An 18,993-nucleotide genomic window follows, 5' to 3' on the forward strand; every position below is an offset into this window, starting at 1 on the left:
TTAAGAAAGAGTAAAAAATTAAAAATTTAAAGTTATGAAAAAGTTAATTTTAGGATTAGCAGTAACTGCAGGAACATTAGCGTTCGCACAACAGACGCCTTCTTCTAATCCGGTAACATTTGGTGTAAAAGGAGGAATGAACGTATCTTCACTTTCAAAAGACAATGGTCTTGATGACCAAAAATCTAAAATAGGATTCAATGCAGGGGTATTTGCCAACATTCCGGTGGCAACTTCATTCAGCATCCAGCCGGAGGTATTATACTCTCAGTATGGTAACAAATCAGACTATACTTTAGCAGGAACAAAATATTCAGCTTCTACGAAGTTAGATTATATTACTGTACCGGTAATGTTCCAGTATAATGCACTTCCTAATCTTTATTTAGAAGCAGGACCGGAATTCGGTTTCATGGTAAGTGCTAAAAACAAATTCAAAAACGAATCTACAGGACAGTCTTCTACTACTGATAACTACAAAGATAATTTAAGCACATTCAACTTTGGTATCGGTATTGGTGCAGGATATTATTTTACACCTAACTTAGGACTTACGGCAAGATATGTTGCTGGTTTAACAGATATCGCAAAAGACAGACCTAACGGATCTGATGCTATCAGAAACAACGTATTCCAGGTAGGATTAGCTTATAAATTTAAATAAGCACCCACATTCTTTAACAAATTTTTATATTCAATAAGAGGTCAGGCTAATTTTTTTAGTCTGATCTTTTTTTATGCCAATTGTTAAACATTACTAAGATTTGAACAATTCTTGTTAAAAACCGTTAACCGCCCTCTATCAAAGGGTTTCATGGCATATGCTTTGTTGCATACCGGGAGATTAAACAATTTAAAATAAAACTAATCTATGAAAAAGATTCTTTTTGGCCTGGCACTTATTGCAGGTACATTTGCTTTCGCACAAAGCACTTCTACAACTTCTACAAATGCTCAATCAAAATCTCCTGTAAAGTTTGGATTAAAAGCCGGACTTAACGTTTCCACGCTTTCCAATATGGATATGAATGCAAAAGCAGGATTTTATGGAGGGGTATTTGCAAACATTCCTGTTGCTAAGGATTTCTCCATCCAGCCGGAAGTATTGTACAGTGCAACGGGTGCAAAATCAAAAACCGACAGTAATACCAAGTTAAACCTGGAATACCTGTCTGTTCCTGTTATGTTCCAATACAACGTCATTCCTAATCTATATGTAGAAGCCGGACCACAGTTCAACTTCTTAATTGATGCAAGATTGAAAAAGAGTGAATCAACCGGAGCGTATAAAAACGGAACCAAGTCTTTTGATTTTGGAATCGGATTGGGAGCAGGCTATAACATTACCAAAAATATCGGAGTTAATGCAAGATATGTGGCAGGACTATCTGATATTGTAAAAACAAGGTACTATTATGGCTATGACAACACGAATGCCGTGAAAAACGGAGTGTTCCAGATTGGTGCATCTTATAAATTCTAAATAAGAAATACCTTTAAATCTTACAACAGACAGACCGGAATAGATCCGGTCTGTTTTTTTATTTTTAAATTATAAAATATGTTAATAAACATCAATGTTATTTTTATAAATAATTTTAAATCGAATGATATTTCATTATCAAAAAAAGGCTATAATATATTGTAATAAAGATATTTTTGAATTTTACAATTGAATTTTATTTTTTATGGCACGGCATTTGATAATAAAAAAAAGTGTTAAATAAAACTTAAAAACTATTAAATTAAATATCTATGAAAAAAATTCTTTTTGGCTTAGCTCTAGTAGCAGGTACTTTCACTTTCGCTCAGAAAACTGCAGCTTCTTCTCCAGTTAGATTTGGATTGAAAGCAGGGCTTAATATTTCAACTGTTTCCGGTGGTGATTCCAGTTCTAAAGCAGGATTCTACGGAGGTGCATTTGCCAATATTCCTGTAGCTCAGGACTTCTCTTTCCAGCCGGAGGTTTTATACAGCGGAATGGGTGCTAAGGCTAAAGCAGACAATGATTTAAAAGTAAACCTTGATTATATTTCTATACCGTTAATGCTTCAGTATAATGCTTTACCTAACTTATACCTTGAAGCAGGACCTCAGTTCAGCTTTTTGATCAACTCAAAATTAAAGTATAAGTCAAATTCTACAGACGGTAAAGATGTATTCAAAGGATTTGATTTCGGTCTTGGTATTGGTGCTGGATATTACTTCACTCAAAACATCGGTGTAAGCGCCAGATATGTTGCTGGTTTAACGGATGTTATCAAGAACAGACCTGATCTTTCTGAAGATAAATCTAAAAACGGAGTATTCCAGATTGGTTTAGCATACAAATTCTAAACTAAGGTTTATTTACTGTTAATAAATTTTTACATGTATACAACCCGGATTGATATAATCCGGGTTTTGTATTTTATAATCTCAAACTTTCTATTTTTCAGTATAACAGATAAATACAGTTCAATTGGAGCTATCATGGTAAATTTTCACCATTAAATTTATTTTTGGCAAGAAATTTGCGTACATTATAGAGATTGTACCTATTCCAAAATGATTCCAATTCACAGTTCCGGTTTTATGGAAGATATTCTGATCTGTTAAAGTCATTATATCGTTCAAACACATTAAGAACTGTACGGAAAGAATAGATGCAATTTGGAGAATTTCTCCTGTAGTATTTAATACATTTTGATTTCAATAGAAAAAGTCAGGTTTATTCATTTAGGCCTGACTTTTTCGCTTATATATAACTTAGAAGTCTTGATCCGTTAGTCTATCTTTCTATGCTCTTTATTATAATTGAATTTAGAAGATTATTTTTGAACCATTAAGAATGATTTAAGATGATAAGAATATTAAGCGAATCTTCACTTAAGGGATTTCTTAAAATCTTCGATTTAACTTACCTTACATCCTTACCTCTTCTTAATGGTTAAAATTTCAGATAGTCTTATTTTACCTTAAATTACAGATAAATCATTCGGTGTTTTCAATTATAAGATAACCACATTTGTAGTTTCATTGAAATACACTCTAATATATAGATTTACCACTTAAAATATTTCACCTTTTTTTCAAAAAATGATTATTTAATTTATAAACAGGAAAGTTTTTTAGTTTTAAAATGTTTTCAAAAAAATGATCTTAATGATATGTTTTTATATAAAAAACAGTTAAAATCATAAAAGAAACCTATAGCAAAAACCACCGTAAAAGCCCTTTAAATAAGACTTTTTCAACTTTGGCAAGCAATTTGCAAAATAATTCAAGTCTGATTGAGAAATCATTCATACAAAAAAAGCAAATAGTAAAATTAAAAAATAAAATTATGAAGAAGTTATTTTTAGGATTAGCATTAACTGCTGGTACTTTAGCTTTCGCACAGGAAACGACAGAAACAAAAACAGTAAATGCATCACCTCTTAAAAACGATGTAAAACCGGTTAGATTCGGTATCAAAGCAGGTGGAAACTCTGCCTATTTCAGCGAGCAGAAGTTTGGTATGAATACCCAGAAGCTTGGTTTCCATGCGGGTGCATTTGTAAACATTCCGATTTCTAAGCAGTTCAGCCTTCAGCCGGAAGTATTATACAACCAAATGGGAGCAAAAGATGTAGCATACTCTACTGAAGTAACTACAGGGGCAACTACTGTAAAAACTAAAGGAGAAAGTAAAGTAACAATGAACTATATTTCCGTTCCTTTAATGCTTCAGATGAGACCTGTAGATAATTTCTATATTGAAGCAGGTCCGGAATTCAGTTACTTCATCAACGGAAAAACAAAAAGTGAAGCTACTGTATCTACCACTACAGGAGGTGTTACTACCACTACAGCACAATCTAACACTAATGATTTAGAGAAAGATAATATCAACAAATTCAACTTTGGTCTTGGTTTAGGTTTAGGATATGATATTACCAACAATATCGGAATCAGTGCAAGATATACGAACAGCTTGACAAAGATCGACAAGAGCAGACCTGCTGCTGAAAACAACAACAGAGTTTTCCAATTAGGCCTGAACTATAAGTTCTAATTAAAAGAAACCAATTTTTTAACTCAGATACAGATTTTTGTATCGTATAAAATAGCCGGGAGAAATTCTTCCGGCTATTTATATGTTACTTTTTAATGGCATTCTGCCGGGCATTTATTCAAAAATTCTCGGATCATCACTGATTACACCGTCTATTCCCATATCTTTTAGCTCCTGTAATCTTTCTTTGGTATTGACGGTCCATGGAATGACCTTCATTCCTAACGCATGGCATTCCTTCACCAACTGAGGTGTTACGAGACGATGTTCCGGACTGTAAATTGTAGGTGTGAAGCTTAGAAATTTCATATCTCCTGCTACACCATTCATATGATCAGGATAAAGCCTGAATTTTTCAACAGGGATATTATTGAAATGGGTCCGCTGTTGTGCCAGTTTTTTATCATCTACTTTTTCTACGAGTAAGGCGGTCATTATTTCAGGATATTCTCTATGGATGATTTCCAGTGTTCTCGGATCAAAGGACTGGATAATTACTCTGTCCTGGATCTTTTTCTCAACAATAATCTTCATCATCAGATCTACAAATTCTTTGGGTCCCGGATGGAAGATATTATCGGAGAAAGGTCGGGTTTTGGTTTCTATATTATAAAAGGGCAATGGTCTTTTCAGCTCACGGGCATAGGTTTCGCAAGCCTCTATTACCTCTGAGAAAAGAGGTTTCTGAGCTTTCATCTTCTTCTGATCAGGATAATTGTCAAGTTTCTTTAAGCCTACATCAAAGGTTTGGATCCTGGCATAGGGCATTTCATAAATTTTATAATAAAACCCGGAGTCTTTCGGAATATAAGTCCCATCAGGCTTCGTTACCAGCTCAGGAGACAGAAAGGCATCATGAGAGAGGATTACCTTTTGGTCTTTTGTAATGGCAAGGTCCATTTCCAGAGTGGTAATATTCATTTTTAAAGCATTCTTCATCGCCGGGATGGTATTTTCAGGATACAGGGATTTCCCTCCACGGTGCGCCTGCTTATCGAAAGACTGGGCGTTGTGAAATTGGGCAAACGCAAGAAATAATCCGGCAAAAAGTACATTTTTCATTCTTCAGATTTAATTCCATAAAATTAAAAGTTGCATATATATTGAATACTACAGGAATATTAAGCTTTTGCAACATTTTATAGTGCTTGGGATATGGAAATATAGGTTGAATGAAAGTTTGTAAAGACAATTCAAGAAAGCGGCATTGTGTAAAAAATAAAGAGCCGGATACTTAATATCCGGCTCTCTATTTTTATGTAAGAAGTATTAATTGAATAATTCTACCTCCTCTCCTTTTCCTACAGGATATTCTTCTGTGAAGCATCCGAAGCAGTGATTGGAAGAACCTAAAATTGATTTCAGGTTGTCTATGCTTAAAAACTCTAGAGAATCTACTCCCAGATAATTTTTAAGCTCTTCTGTAGACATATTTGCAGAGATCAGGTCATCTTTTGACGGTGTATCAATCCCCAGATAACATGGAGCAATGATTGGTGGAGAAACACTTCTGAAGTGAATCTCTTTTACCCCTGCATCTTTTAAGATCTTAACAAGTCTTTTAGAAGTTGTTCCACGAACGATTGAATCATCAATGATCACTACCCTTTTATCTTTCATTTCTGAAATAATCGGGTTCAGTTTAAGGTTTACAACCCTTTCTCTCATTTCCTGGGTAGGAACGATGAAGCTTCTTCCGATATATCTGTTTTTGATCAGAACAGGACGGAAAGGTATTCCTGAAGCCTTGGAGAAACCAATAGCAGCCGGAACTCCGGAATCCGGAACTCCTATTACCAGATCAGCCTCTACAGGAGCCTGTTCCCAGATCTTCTCCCCGGATTTTTCTCTGATCTCATACACATTGATATTTTCTAAAGTAGAGTCAGGTCTTGCAAAGTAAATGTATTCAAAAGAACAGATTCTTTGTTTCCCTTTGGCTTCATCCATCATATAAGAATGAAGTTTCCCAGGTTCATTTTCATTGGTATAGATGATCTCACCCGGAAGGATATCACGTACATACTGAGCTCCTACAGCGTCTAATGCAACAGATTCTGAAGCTACAACATAAGAGTTCTCATTGATTGCTCCTAAAACCAATGGACGGATTCCGTTGAAATCCCTGAAAGCAAAGAATTTGTTTCTTGTCATTCCCACAACCGAATAAGCCCCTTCAATTTTTTCCATGGTAGCTCTGATGGCACCACGAAGACCTAAATCAAGGTTCTTCTGGATGAGTCTCAAAATCACTTCAGAATCGGAAGTTGCTCTGAAAACCACGCCTTCAGCTTCTAATTCCGCTTTCAGTTCTTTTGCATTGGTAAGGTTACCGTTGTGTGCTATAGAAAGTATAATCTGGTCATATTCGTTTTTGGCGAAAAATGGCTGGAAATTATATTTCTTTTTATCTCCTGCAGTGGTATAACGGGTATGTCCGATCGCAGAATTTCCCATAAAAGTTTCAGGTTCCTGAATGTCTTTATAAACGTCTAAAACCAGTCCTTCATCTTTCATATTGGTAATTTTTCCATCTTTTAAAACGGAAATACCACAAGCTTCCTGACCTCTGTGCTGTAATGCAAAAAGCCCGAATTGTGAAAGAGAAAATGTATCCAGATCATTATCCGAATACAATCCGAAAATTCCACATTCTTCGTTAGGTGCATCTAATCTTTCCTCTTCCTGAGTTCTGAAAAGATTCCTTCCGTAAATCTGGTTTTCAAACTGTTTTAAATATTCACTTTTATGAATGTCTAAACTTTTCATTTCTATTTTTTCTAATGATTAGAAGTTAGATATTAGATGTTAGAAATTAGTCTAAGTTAACTTCAATTATAATTTTAAACTTGTTTTTAATGAATAAATCATTTTCTGAATTTCAGCTAAAAGTTCTTTCAAAGGAGTTATTTTCAAGTCAGAAATGAAATTCAAATCAATCAATAATTGGAGCTGGGTTTGTAGCTCATAAGTAGAACCAAACGCAATCCCAAGGAACTGATAAAATTCATTTTTATTATTTCTTCCGGCTCCCTCAGCAATATTAGATGGTATCGAAACTGCACATCTTCTGATTTGAGATTGTAGTCCGAACCTTTCTTCTATTGGTAATTCTGCAGAAATCAAATAGACCTCTTTAACCAAAACCATAGATTTTGTCCAAACCTTCAAATCTTCTATTCGGTGTGATTTCATCCTAATTTCTAATATCTAACTTCTAATTTCTGAAACTATTTTGCAAGTAAGTTCTTCAATCGGTTGTAGATTTCTACATAAGCCTCAGTAACTTCTCCTAAGTCTCTTCTGAATCTGTCTTTGTCAAGCTTCTTCATGGTATCTTTATCCCAAAGTCTACAAGTATCCGGAGAAATCTCATCAGCAAGAATGATCTCACCGTCTGAAGTTTTTCCTAATTCGATTTTGAAATCTACAAGGATGATGTTGATTTTATCAAAAAGGTCGATAAGGATTTCATTGATATCCGAAGTAAGCTCATACATTTCGTCAAGCTCTTCATAGGTAGCAGCACCTAAGAAAACAGCATGGTGGTCGTTAATAAGCGGATCTCCCAACTCGTCTTTCTTATAGCAGATATCGAAGATGGTTACCGGAGATTTGATTCCTTCTTCCACTCCTAATCTTTGTGCCATACTTCCTGCAGAGTAGTTTCTTACCACCATTTCAAGAGGAATGATCGATACTTTTCTCACCAGCTGCTCTCTTTCGTCTAATTGTTTAATGAAATGAGTTTTGATTCCTTTTTCATTCAAGTATTCAAAAATAAGAGTGGTGATGGCGTTGTTCATCTCTCCCTTCAGGTCTACCTGACCTTTCTTTTGAGCGTTAAATGCTGTAGCATCGTCTTTGAAACGTACTACTACTTCATCAGGATTATCGGTAGCAAATACCTGTTTTGCTTTCCCCTCGTACAACATTTCTTTCTTTTGACTCATAATTTTACTTTCTAAATTGTAGTTAGATTTATTGATTTATTTTATTATTATACCTGTTAAGACAGCCAGTCCGAAACTCAGCAGTGTACCAATTAATACATATTCTGTAAGTTTCCTCTGTTTTGCCTGTGCAAGGTCGCTGAATCTGAAAACAGATTTGGCGGCGACCATGAAACCTACGCCTTCCCAGTGATTCACCATAATAAAAGTGAAAACCAGAAGACGTTCTAAAATTCCGATATATTTTCCGGCACTCGTTAAAGATTCGGTTTGAATAGTATTGGGACCATCCGGAGCAGGTGTCCACGATGACAAAAGGATTTTGATAAAAACAGAAGCCGGTGTTGTGAGAAACAAAGCTGCCATCAGTATCTTTAAAAATTCCTGATCCTGTAAAAAGCTGAAATTAAATTTTCCAAAATAAAAAGATGCTCCTGCAATCACCAAAACATGCAAAAGCTGATCGATGAAAAACCATCTCTTCTTTGTTTTAATAGTCTGGAAACTAAGTTTAGCGGCATCAATAATGAAATGAGTAATACCTACTAACACAGCAACCCACCAAAGCTGCAAATCCCAAAGGAAAATGAAGCTTAATATGGTATGAATCAGAACATGAAAGTACAAAAACTTACTTTTCAGTTTATAGTTCTCCTTATCAGCAACCCATGAATTTGGCTGAAGTATAAAATCTCCGAGTAGATGTGCCAATATGAGTTTGATGAAGATCATGCCTATAGTTCTGAGATTTTCTTTTTGAAATACTGATTGGTTTCCACGATAAGCTCATAGTTGGCTCGTTTCAGCCTCTGGCTTACAGAAGACTGTGAAATAGCAAATCTTTTGGCAAGATCTTCCTGGGTGATATCCTGATTCATGATCATCTCATGAATAATTTCTGCCGTAGCCATCGTCCAGTTGTCAAAATCTTTGGAAGACCATTTCAACAGGATGTTAAGATCCCTGTCTACAGAATCGCTGGAGGTTTTGATAGCAACAGTGTGGCCGTCACTCTTCAAATCATTCAGTAATCTTCCGGAGTTAACATAGGCTGTACCATTGGATTCGGTAATCTTTTCAGAAGAAAAACTTTCTTCCCCTATACCTATGGCCATTCTTACATCCAGGTTTTCCTGACTTTTAATGAGAGATTTTATGGCGAGAAAATGCCAAAAAACAGAGTCAATACTGCATTTGAACTGAAACTCATCTCCCCGGTAGATCTCCCATGTGTAAGGAGCGCTTCCCCAGGTTTCGAGAAGATTTTTAAGTCTGGTAATCCAAACTTCAGTGTCTGCATGCTGTGAATTTATAATATCACCGGTAATGACCGCTATCATACTGCAAATATAAGCATAATTACTTATAAATAAAAAATATAAGCAGAAACACTTATAGATATTGATTATTAGTGAATCTGCTTATATCGATTATATCGTAATTAAAAGGTTTTTAAGGCCTTAGACTAAATTGTAAAAATTGTAAAATGCAGAATAACTGGATTTTTTTACAACGACTTAATATTAACTCAACTTTTTTATTGCTTTCTACTATCTGCGATGTAATTCCTGAGAAGCTGCTGTACTTTATTTATGTTGTACATTAATAAACCTAACAGGTTTTAAAAACCTGTTAGGTTTACCCAATAAGTCAGAGAAATAATGTTATCTTATTTTTTAATAAACTGTTCTACTCTATCATCCAGTCTCAGCATATAAACTCCCGCAGGAATTCCCTGTACGGAAATATTCTTTTTGTTTCTGAACGGGTCTTTCTCTGTGTAGATCACTTTTCCTGAAAAATCCAGGATCTGGGCCGCCTTCACCTTTTCAACATTACCGCTTACGTAAATATTTTCGTAAACAGGATTCGGGTAAATTTTAAATTCTTTGTCAGCAGATGCAATCAGCTCTGAAGTAGATAATGTTCCCAGATTCTGACAGTAATCAGACGGATAAGAATCCCATTCACTAATATTAAAGGTACTGGTCGGGCTATTGATTGCACTTTTTCTATATAAAGATACATTTCCGTTGTTATTGGTAGTATACTTTACTCCAATCGCATCTACAGTAACTGTTTTATTATATGCCAGTTCCACATAATTCTCTCCTTTAAACGTAAGAGGATCAGATGCGGTGACAAACTTTGCCTGAGCAGGGGTGTAACATGATAAAGTAGATTTCGGATTCAGGATAACAAAAGTTTCATTGTTTGCTACTTTACCTTCCAGTTCATAGGTATCTCCGTTATAGATAGTCCCTGTGCTATTATTCTTAAACTGAATATTAATCCTGTAATTATTTAAATTAACTTCATGTCCTGTTTTATTAACGATTTCCAAGGCATTATTCTTAATGGTATTGGCAATATTGTTGGTTCCTGAAATATACTTTGTAATGATAAGATCCGGAGCATACGAGTCCGAAGCAATTGTTGTGGCTGTAACCGTATTGCTGAATGGAGATTCCAGATATCCTTTATCAAAAGCTTTTACCGTAAAAGTATAAGTTGTTGACGGGCTCAGATGATCTATGCTTATAGAAGTTTCCTTTGTAACAGCCACAGGTGTAGTTGAACCATTCATATATATTCTGTATCCCAGAACATCAGTATCAGGAGAAGCAGTCCAGTTCAGGTTAACAAAATATGCATTCTGCTGTGTTGAAGTCAGTGATCCCGGAGCGGCAGGGGCAATACTATCAGGATTTTCAGACCAGATCATATCGATCCATTCGGGATGATCAATAAATGGATTTCTGTTTTTCTGAATAGCATATATCGCATTATTCCTGTCAATTTCTCTTTGTGAAACCGGATCTGCGGCACTCCACTGCTTCAGCATAGCCACATAGGGAAGATCAATAGCTCTTTCTTCGGTTCCATCCAGCGGGCACTGATCTGTCGCCGGTGTAATATTAGCAGAAGTAGTATAAGCGGTATTAAATGATCCCAGCTTCCCTTCATACCTCACGGCAAAATAAAGCAAAGTCCTTGCAATATCTCCTTTAAATTCATTATTGGGCTCATACACCCTTCCTGTATATGGATAATTGGGAATAGCAGCATTGGCCATTTTTGAACCATTAGTAAAGTTATAGTAGACCGTATTTCCTCCTATTCCGTAAGGGTAGTTATTCCTCCGTTGGTTGATATATGCATCAACGGGAATAATAAAATTAATATCCGAATACATTGGATAATCACTGATGGTAGAACTTGTACTGAACGTACTTTGCGGCATCATATGCTCTCTGTTGTACCCCAGGCCTTCAGCACCGGCACTTGCTATAAGCTGATCTGTTGTATATTCATAAACATCAGGTCCTGAAGGAATTTCCGAATAAATATCGAGTAAATATTGCGTATTGGATGCATCGTGATCATAATATTTATCAAGATCAGTCTGGGTATATAAATTTTTAAGATCGTCATAATGCCAGTTGATCATTTTTTCAGAAATAATATCGTGAAGTTTCGTTTTCAGGGCATAGCCTGTCAATCCAGCTGTTCCGTCATAATATCCGGCAGGTGCCTGCGCAGCAATATAAGAGGAAATTAAAATAATAGGAAGTAGAATTTTTTTCATGCCTTAAAATTGGGCGACTAAATTAGTGAAATAAAACATGTAAAAGACTGAAAATTTTATTAAGGAAATATTAATTCTCAAAATATAAAAAACTGGGAATTAAAATATTGAGGCTATAATAGCATGAACAAAATAATTTTTTTAGCATTCCGTCAATTTGGTTATCTTTGGGAACTAACTATTATCTAATATGAATACAGAGACTATTGACAACATCAAAATGATAGCGGAGACAGCTAAAGAATTTGCAGAAAAGAATATCCGACCGAATATTATGGAGTGGGATGAAAGCCAGACATTTCCAAAAGATCTTTTTCACCAGCTGGGAGAAATGGGATTTATGGGGATTGTAGTTCCTGAACAATACGGTGGCTCCGGTTTGGGATATCATGAGTATGTTGCTATTCTTGACGAAATTTCTCAGGTGGATCCATCAATCGGTCTTTCTGTAGCGGCTCACAATTCACTTTGCACCAACCATATCTATGAATTTGGAAACGAAGAACAAAGAAACAAATGGCTTCCTCAGCTGGCCACCGGAAAAGTGATCGGAGCCTGGGGATTGACAGAACACAATACGGGTTCGGATTCAGGAGGGATGTCTACAACTGCCGTAAAAGACGGGGATGAATGGATCATCAACGGAGCTAAGAACTTTATTACACACGCTATTTCTGGAGACATCGCCGTAGTGATGACCAGAACCGGTGAAAAAGGAGCCAAAAACAATTCTACAGCTTTCGTTTTAGAAAAAGGGATGCCTGGTTTCACTTCCGGAAAAAAAGAAAACAAACTGGGAATGCGTGCTTCCGAAACAGCAGAACTTATCTTTGACAACGTACGTGTACCGGATTCTCACCGTTTGGGAGAAGTAGGTGAAGGTTTCAAGCAGGCTATGAAAATTTTGGATGGCGGAAGAATTTCTATTGCTGCTTTAAGTTTAGGAACAGCAAGAGGAGCCTATAAAGCTGCTTTAAAATATGCTAAAGAAAGACACCAGTTCGGAAAATCAATCTCTGAATTCCAGGCGATCAACTTCATGCTTGCTGATATGGCAACGGAAATTGATGCTGCAGAACTTTTGATCCAAAGAGCTTCTACACTGAAAAATGCTAAGCAGAAAATGACCAAAGAAGGGGCAATGGCAAAACTATATGCTTCTGAAGCTTGCGTGAGAATTTCCAACAATGCAGTACAGATCTTCGGAGGTTACGGATATACAAAAGACTTCCCTGCTGAGAAATTCTACAGAGATTCCAAGCTTTGTACGATTGGTGAGGGAACTTCTGAGATCCAGAGACTGGTGATCGGAAGAGATATTACTAAATAACCCAAAATTGAATATCAATGATTAAACAGGCACTTTTAGGTGAATTTCTGTATGAAGCAGAAAACACCAGAAAAATTTTAAAAGCAATCCCTGACAGCGCTCTTGAATGGAAACCGTCTGAAAAAAACTGGACGACCGCCCAGCTGGCTTCTCATATTGCAGAAGTATACAACTGGTATGAACCCACCTTCAAACAGGACACTTTTGATATGGGAAAATACAAGTATAATAAAGGAGATATTTCCAAGGCTGAAAATATTCTTGCCAAATTTGAAGAAAATGTTGCCAAAGCACAGAAAGTGCTGGAAGACTCTGACGAATCCACGTATTTCAATGAATGGAAAATGGAAATGAATGGTAATGTTCTTTTCCCTCCTTCCCCAAGAGTACAGGTAGTAAGAGGTTTTCTGTATAATCATTTGTATCATCACAGAGGTGAGCTGGTTGTTTATTTAAGATCAACCGGAAATACAGTTCCTGGTCTTTACGGGCCTACAGCTGATGACAAAATGTAACTGAATAATTATTATTCATAGTAAAAATATGGCTGTTTCACTTTTTGAAACAGCTTTTTTATTGCCAGCCAACAAGATGTATAAATTTCTGCAAAAAACATACATTTTAGCATTAAAAATAACCTGTTAATTTTGTGAATTAATAATGAATTTTCGGTCAATATTATTGTCTCTTTTTTATAAATTAATTAAAAAAGTCACTTTAGTTTGATTTTTTCACTATAAAAAATTCAATTTTAACATTTCACTTTTCTTGTATTAATCGGCTTATTCAATATTATTTAATGTATTGCATAATATTTTAAACAAAGAATCAGAAATATTCTTAAATAATTTTATTTTTCGTAACATATTTTTTATTAGCTTTGATATTCCACAATCAAAACTTATATTTAATATGAAAAAACAATTAACCCTGATTGGAATGCTCCTTATTAGCGGTGTTTCTTTCGCACAAACTGACCGCCTTTGGTCTGAAAGCTCCAGAAAAGCTTCTTCAGAGATCTTTGAAAACAAAGCAGGCATTGAAAATCCGAAGGTGTACAGCCTTAATATAGACGGATTGAAAAGTGTTCTGGCAAGAGCTCCTAAAAGGCTGGCAGCCGGCGAAAAGTCTGAAATCATCGTTTCTTTTCCAAATTCTGAAGGCAGAATGGAAAATTTCAAAGTAAGAGAGAATTCCAACTTCACCCCGGAACTTGCCGCAAAATATCCGGACATTAAATCTTACGTAGGCCAGGGTCTTGACGACCCGAATTCTACAGTTTATTTCAGTGTTTCCCCACTTGGTTTATCTTCAATGGAAATCTATGGAGACAAATCAGCTGTATTTATCGAACCTTATTCCAAAGACCTTTCCACTTATGTTGTATACAGAAAATCTGATAAGAAGGATGATCTTAACAAATTTGAATGTACCGTAGTGGATGCGGCACAAAAAGGTGTGGCGAATTCCGGGCTTGCTGCAAGACCTAACGCAGATGATGCCAAACTAAGAACCTTCAGACTGGCTTTATCCTGTACAGGAGAATATACTGCGTATTTCGGGGGAACCAAAGCGCTGGCACTTGCTGCAATGAATACTACAATGACCCGTGTAAATGGTGTTTTTGAAAAAGATTTTGCTGCCAGAATGGTTCTGATCGCCAATAACGATGCCGTAATTTATACCAACGCTTCTACAGACCCTTATTCTGCCGCTTCAGGAATGAGCAGCTGGAATTCTCAGCTTCAAAGCACCCTAACCTCTGTAATCGGTGAAGCCAATTATGATATCGGACACTTATTCGGGGCTTCAGGAGGTGGAGGAAATGCAGGCTGTATCGGCTGTATCTGTACCAACGGATCAAAAGGAAGCGGATATACTTCACCGGCAGATGCCATTCCTTCAGGGGATAATTTTGATATCGATTATGTAGCTCACGAAATGGGGCATCAGTTCGGAGGAAATCACACTTTCTCAATGAATAACGAAGGAACAGGAGCGAATATGGAGCCTGGTTCAGGGTCAACCATCATGGGATATGCCGGAATTACCAGCCAGGATATTCAGCCACACTCTGATGCATTTTTCCATGCCATAAGCATTCAGCAGATCACCAACAATATTAAAGCGAAAACCTGCTCTGTAAATACGAATACAGGAAACTCAATTCCAACAGCGAATGCAGGCGCAGATTATACCATCCCAAAAGGAACTCCGTTTATGCTGACAGGTACATCAACGGATGCTGACGGAGATTCTCTGACTTATATCTGGGAACAAATGGATAACGCTTCTTCTTCCCAGACAGGAGCCAGCTCTGCAGCCAGCGCTACGAAAACTTCAGGACCTAACTTCAGATCATGGACACCTACAACTTCTCCTGTGAGATATTTCCCGAGAATGGCTTCCATATTAACAGGAGCTACCACTACAGCAGGAGCTGAAATCACTGTTGAAGCACTTTCTTCAGTAGCCAGAACACTCAATTTCAGGTTCACTGCCCGTGATAACAGAGCCGGGGGTTCAGGAAACAATTCTGACGATGCGGTAATCACTGTGAACGGAACTGCAGGACCATTCTCCGTAACATCACAAAACTCGGCAACAACGTACGCAGGCGGAAGTTCTCAAACCATTACATGGAATGTAGCAGGAACTACAGCAAACGGTGTAAATGCTGCCAATGTAGATATTCTTTGGTCTACAGACAACGGAAATACATGGACTACTCTATTGGCAGGAACTCCAAATGACGGCACACAGGCTGTGACGATTCCTAACGTTACCACTACAACAGGTAGAATCATGGTAAAAGGATCCAATCATATCTTCTTTGATGTGAATAATGCCAATATTTCAGTAAACGCAGGTTCCGGAACGCCTGATACCGTTGCTCCTACAGCTCCTACCCTTGCTGCTTCAGGAACAACTTCTACCAGCACAAATCTTTCATGGTCTGGTGCTACGGATAATGTAGGGGTTACAGGATATGATGTATACATGAATGCTTCATTGATCGGATCTACAGCTACTACAACGTATACCGTAACCGGATTAACTCCTTCTACAAATTACTCTTTCTCTGTGAAGGCAAAAGACGCAGCGGGAAATACATCCGTTTCAAGTAATACAGTAAATGTTACCACTCTTTCAGGAGGCGGAACGGTAACTTATTGCTCTGCTTCAGCATCCAATACAGCTGATGAAAGAATCGGAAACGTAAAATTCGGAACCATCAACAATACTTCTACAGGAACTGCGGGTTATGAAAACTTCACTTCAGTTTCTACCAATGTGACTGCAGGAAGTTCTTATACGATTTCTATAACTCCGGTTTGGACTTCTACAAAATACAGCGAAGCTTATGCTGTATACATTGATTATAACGGTGACGGAGACTTCACAGACAGCGGAGAACTTGCCTGGACAAAAGCAGGATCTACAACAACTCCGGTAACAGGATCTATTACCATTCCGACAACAGCTACAGCAGGATCTACAAGAATGAGAGTGATGATGAAATACAGCTCTATTCCGACCTCATCCTGTGAAGCCTATACTTACGGACAGGTGGAAGATTATACCCTTAATATCGCTTCTTCAGGAAGAGGTATTACAGCAGATACCAAAGACCTGATTACTGATATTAAACTGTTCCCTAACCCGGCAAAAGATGTACTGCATATCTCAAATACTACTTCTGAGGAATACAAAATCTTTGATATGGGTGGAAAACTGGTTGACTCAGGGAAGCTTCAAAGAGGCTCTGTCAATGTAGGCAGCCTGATCAAAGGTGCTTATATGATACAGATTGGGGAAACCGCCAAGAGATTCATTAAAGATTAATATCCTTTAAAATTTTAACGATGTTTAAACTGCCCCCACAGGGCAGTTTTTTTATTTTTCATCTGTGAATTTCTTTCAATTCAAGAATAAAGTCACAGAATATCATCATGTAAAAAATAAAAGCAATTAAAACATTTTACGAAATTAATTTTCATAAATAATATTATTTTAAATAAAACTACACATATTAAAGTTTTTTAGTTTAATTTTATCACCTGACAATATTCTTTTATTGTACCGTTGATCCAGTTGGTATTGCAGAGGGCACAGCTATCATTTTTTGATTAAAAATACTGTTATCCCCCTTCTGATTCCGTTTTTAAATATTATTAAAAAGTATTTATTCAGATCTGCTGTTGAACATTTCCGGGTACAACTATTTTTCCGAAGAGAATAATCCTGAAAAATCATTATAAAAGAGAGCCTGTTTCAAGAGTATCATTGCTATTCCCCGTAATACCCTATTTAATTTTTTAAATAATTTAATTTTTTTTATATGAAACATGTATTTAAGTATCTCTTTTTTTTCACTGTTGTTTTCACCTCAATGGCTTGCAGCTCAGACAGGGAAGAGGAAATTCAGTCTCCAAGTGATGTTACAATCGTATTCTATAAATCTGCTGACGAACTTGCTGTAACCTATGATCCGAACGGCAATGTAAACGCAAGTGTAAGAAGCCAGATATTTGAACTGTACAAACAAGGTAAATGGAGCGAACTGGAAACTCTTTTCAAAGCCAATAATCTGAATGGCGGATGGCCTCCTGCCAATGGCGGTTATAATATCGTTGATGAAGTTCCTCTTCAGGCCGGTCAGAAATTCGACAGATACAGCGGAGCGGTTGGAAGCTATAACGGAACCGGGGTTCCTACTTTAGGAGGAAGTTTTACCAGCCCTATCATCAATGGGTATGTGTATACTTTTACCCAAAGAGCGTTAAATCAACCCGAAGATAAGTATGATTTTTATTACGAAATCGATGTCTTGAATAATGCCATGCAGTTTAAAACGCAAACGGCCGATATCATTCCCTGGTTTAGCCAGACAGGAAAAGGAAAACAGACCATGTGGAAAATTCCTATCGACATCAATACCGGTTATCAGAAAACATGGAACAAGTTAGCAGAAGAAGGGTATATAAAAGTTACCATTAAAAAGAGTCCGAGCGGAAAATATCCTAACTTAGCAGGAACGGTTATTCAGCCCTAAATAAATTCAGATGTACGCAATATCAAAAAGAATCAACATACTCCAAAAAGCTACTGCCGCTAAAAGTACATTCATCAACGATGAAGCATTACCGTCTGCTGCAACTACATTCACGTGTTGTGATTGTGGCCAGGAAAATAATCTTGTAATAATTCCCTATCACTCCGGTTTCCCTGTTTTACAGATCTATCAGGGCAATAAGGTTCTTTCCAAAACCGATTTGTTATCAAACGGAATGGTTTCCGAAACCCCTCAGATGATGTCGCATTTTGGAGAACTGACAGTGCATAATCTGCCAACCTTATATTTTGGAACCGATTGTATATCGTGTCATACAAAGTACATCTGCATATTCAGCTATGGAGAAAAACAACCGGGATTAACCGTTCTGAATATCTCAGGCGTATGGAAGTATGAAGAAGTGATATAATAACTCTATCTAAACAAAAAAATCCCGTTGAACCGGGATTTTTTATTTTTTACATTTCAATTTATTTGATTTCTACAGGAACTGAGATTTTATCCCAATCCATTGTAAATCCATTGCTGTTTATTTTATAAACCAAACTTTCCTGTGTTGCAGGTAAAGCCTTTGTTTTTACGTCAACACGTAAGGCATCTTTTGATTCTTCGTATTTATAAGCGCCCCATTGTTTGGGTTCTTTATTAAAAATTGCAGTCCAGGTTCCGCTTTCTTTAGGAATTAAGAAAAAGCTGTATTTACCTGCAGCCAGTTTTTTACCCTGAACGGTAATATCTTTATCCGTTTCAAAAGTAGTTGCTTCATTGGCTCCCGCACGCCAAACTTTATTATATGCTTCCAACCCCCCCCAGATTGTACGTCCTTTAACAGAAGGGCTGCTATAGGCAATGGTAATATTTGCATCTTTAATTTTTCCAGTAGCAGTAGCCGGAGGGCTGGCAGGTTTTTTAGTTTCCTGTGCAAAGGCGTTCAAGGAGATTGTCATTGTCGCAACAAGTACGGCGGCAGATTTAATGATTGTTTTCATATTATTTTTATTTGTTTGT

17 protein-coding genes are annotated in these 18,993 nt (G+C 36.8%); 9 read left to right on the forward strand and 8 right to left on the reverse strand.

What is annotated here, in order from left to right:
- The first annotated feature begins 34 nt into the window (after window positions 1-34).
- The 4 genes from ACTJJF_RS05495 (at window position 35) to ACTJJF_RS05510 (ending at window position 4,036) form a co-directional block, all read left to right on the forward strand.
- Window positions 35-664, forward strand: a complete 630-nt coding sequence (locus ACTJJF_RS05495; RefSeq protein ID WP_312303587.1) for a porin family protein — start codon at window positions 35-37, stop codon at window positions 662-664.
- Window positions 665-871: 207 nt separating this feature from the next.
- On the forward strand, window positions 872-1,483 hold the full coding sequence (locus ACTJJF_RS05500) for a porin family protein (RefSeq protein ID WP_440698966.1): 612 nt from the start codon (window positions 872-874) through the stop codon (window positions 1,481-1,483).
- A 272-nt stretch (window positions 1,484-1,755) separates the two neighbouring features.
- Window positions 1,756-2,337 (forward strand): porin family protein, encoded by a 582-nt coding sequence (locus ACTJJF_RS05505; protein WP_440698967.1) that lies wholly within the window; start codon window positions 1,756-1,758, stop codon window positions 2,335-2,337.
- A gap of 988 nt (window positions 2,338-3,325) precedes the next feature.
- A complete protein-coding gene (locus tag ACTJJF_RS05510; protein ID WP_312303595.1) occupies window positions 3,326-4,036 on the forward strand; it encodes a porin family protein in 711 nt (236 codons plus the stop codon).
- A 114-nt stretch (window positions 4,037-4,150) separates the two neighbouring features.
- Here the strand turns inward: ACTJJF_RS05510 and ACTJJF_RS05515 are convergent, their stop codons facing one another.
- From ACTJJF_RS05515 to ACTJJF_RS05545, 7 genes are all read right to left on the reverse strand, one after another.
- Window positions 4,151-5,098: a glycerophosphodiester phosphodiesterase family protein gene (locus ACTJJF_RS05515; protein ID WP_440698968.1), complete on the reverse strand. Its 948-nt coding sequence runs from the start codon at window positions 5,096-5,098 to the stop codon at window positions 4,151-4,153.
- Between the two features lie 207 nt (window positions 5,099-5,305).
- A complete protein-coding gene (gene purF / locus ACTJJF_RS05520) occupies window positions 5,306-6,805 on the reverse strand; it encodes an amidophosphoribosyltransferase (protein WP_312303599.1) in 1,500 nt (499 codons plus the stop codon).
- A 66-nt stretch (window positions 6,806-6,871) separates the two neighbouring features.
- Window positions 6,872-7,231, reverse strand: a complete 360-nt coding sequence (locus ACTJJF_RS05525; RefSeq protein ID WP_312303601.1) for a four helix bundle protein — start codon at window positions 7,229-7,231, stop codon at window positions 6,872-6,874.
- Between the two features lie 35 nt (window positions 7,232-7,266).
- On the reverse strand, window positions 7,267-7,989 hold the full coding sequence (gene purC, locus ACTJJF_RS05530) for a phosphoribosylaminoimidazolesuccinocarboxamide synthase (protein WP_065397805.1): 723 nt from the start codon (window positions 7,987-7,989) through the stop codon (window positions 7,267-7,269).
- Between the two features lie 36 nt (window positions 7,990-8,025).
- Entirely contained in the window at window positions 8,026-8,721 is a 696-nt protein-coding gene (locus tag ACTJJF_RS05535; RefSeq protein WP_440698969.1) for a DUF3307 domain-containing protein, read from the reverse strand.
- Between the two features lie 2 nt (window positions 8,722-8,723).
- Window positions 8,724-9,329, reverse strand: a complete 606-nt coding sequence (locus tag ACTJJF_RS05540) for a SatD family protein (protein ID WP_312303606.1) — start codon at window positions 9,327-9,329, stop codon at window positions 8,724-8,726.
- Between the two features lie 329 nt (window positions 9,330-9,658).
- The gene (locus tag ACTJJF_RS05545; RefSeq protein WP_440698970.1) at window positions 9,659-11,578 is read right to left on the reverse strand and encodes an endonuclease; all 1,920 of its coding nucleotides are present in this window, start codon (window positions 11,576-11,578) and stop codon (window positions 9,659-9,661) included.
- A gap of 190 nt (window positions 11,579-11,768) precedes the next feature.
- Here ACTJJF_RS05545 and ACTJJF_RS05550 point away from each other — a divergent pair, with 190 nt between their 5' ends.
- The 5 genes from ACTJJF_RS05550 to ACTJJF_RS05570 all read left to right on the forward strand — a co-directional run bounded on the left by ACTJJF_RS05550 (window position 11,769) and on the right by ACTJJF_RS05570 (window position 18,394).
- Entirely contained in the window at window positions 11,769-12,908 is a 1,140-nt protein-coding gene (locus ACTJJF_RS05550) for an acyl-CoA dehydrogenase family protein (protein ID WP_312303610.1), read from the forward strand.
- A gap of 17 nt (window positions 12,909-12,925) precedes the next feature.
- The gene (locus tag ACTJJF_RS05555) at window positions 12,926-13,423 is read left to right on the forward strand and encodes a DinB family protein (RefSeq protein WP_440698971.1); all 498 of its coding nucleotides are present in this window, start codon (window positions 12,926-12,928) and stop codon (window positions 13,421-13,423) included.
- A gap of 397 nt (window positions 13,424-13,820) precedes the next feature.
- Window positions 13,821-16,754, forward strand: coding sequence for a reprolysin-like metallopeptidase (locus ACTJJF_RS05560; RefSeq protein WP_440698972.1), 2,934 nt, complete (start codon window positions 13,821-13,823; stop codon window positions 16,752-16,754).
- Between the two features lie 496 nt (window positions 16,755-17,250).
- On the forward strand, window positions 17,251-17,964 hold the full coding sequence (locus ACTJJF_RS05565) for a hypothetical protein (RefSeq protein WP_440698973.1): 714 nt from the start codon (window positions 17,251-17,253) through the stop codon (window positions 17,962-17,964).
- A gap of 10 nt (window positions 17,965-17,974) precedes the next feature.
- Window positions 17,975-18,394, forward strand: a complete 420-nt coding sequence (locus ACTJJF_RS05570; protein WP_440698974.1) for a hypothetical protein — start codon at window positions 17,975-17,977, stop codon at window positions 18,392-18,394.
- 61 nt (window positions 18,395-18,455) lie between these two features.
- On the opposite strand, the gene ACTJJF_RS05575 is transcribed toward ACTJJF_RS05570, so the two are convergent.
- Entirely contained in the window at window positions 18,456-18,974 is a 519-nt protein-coding gene (locus tag ACTJJF_RS05575) for a DUF2911 domain-containing protein (protein ID WP_440698975.1), read from the reverse strand.
- Window positions 18,975-18,993 lie beyond the last annotated feature (19 nt).

The organism is Chryseobacterium sp. 22458 (assembly GCF_052044975.1).
Classification (GTDB): domain Bacteria; phylum Bacteroidota; class Bacteroidia; order Flavobacteriales; family Weeksellaceae; genus Chryseobacterium.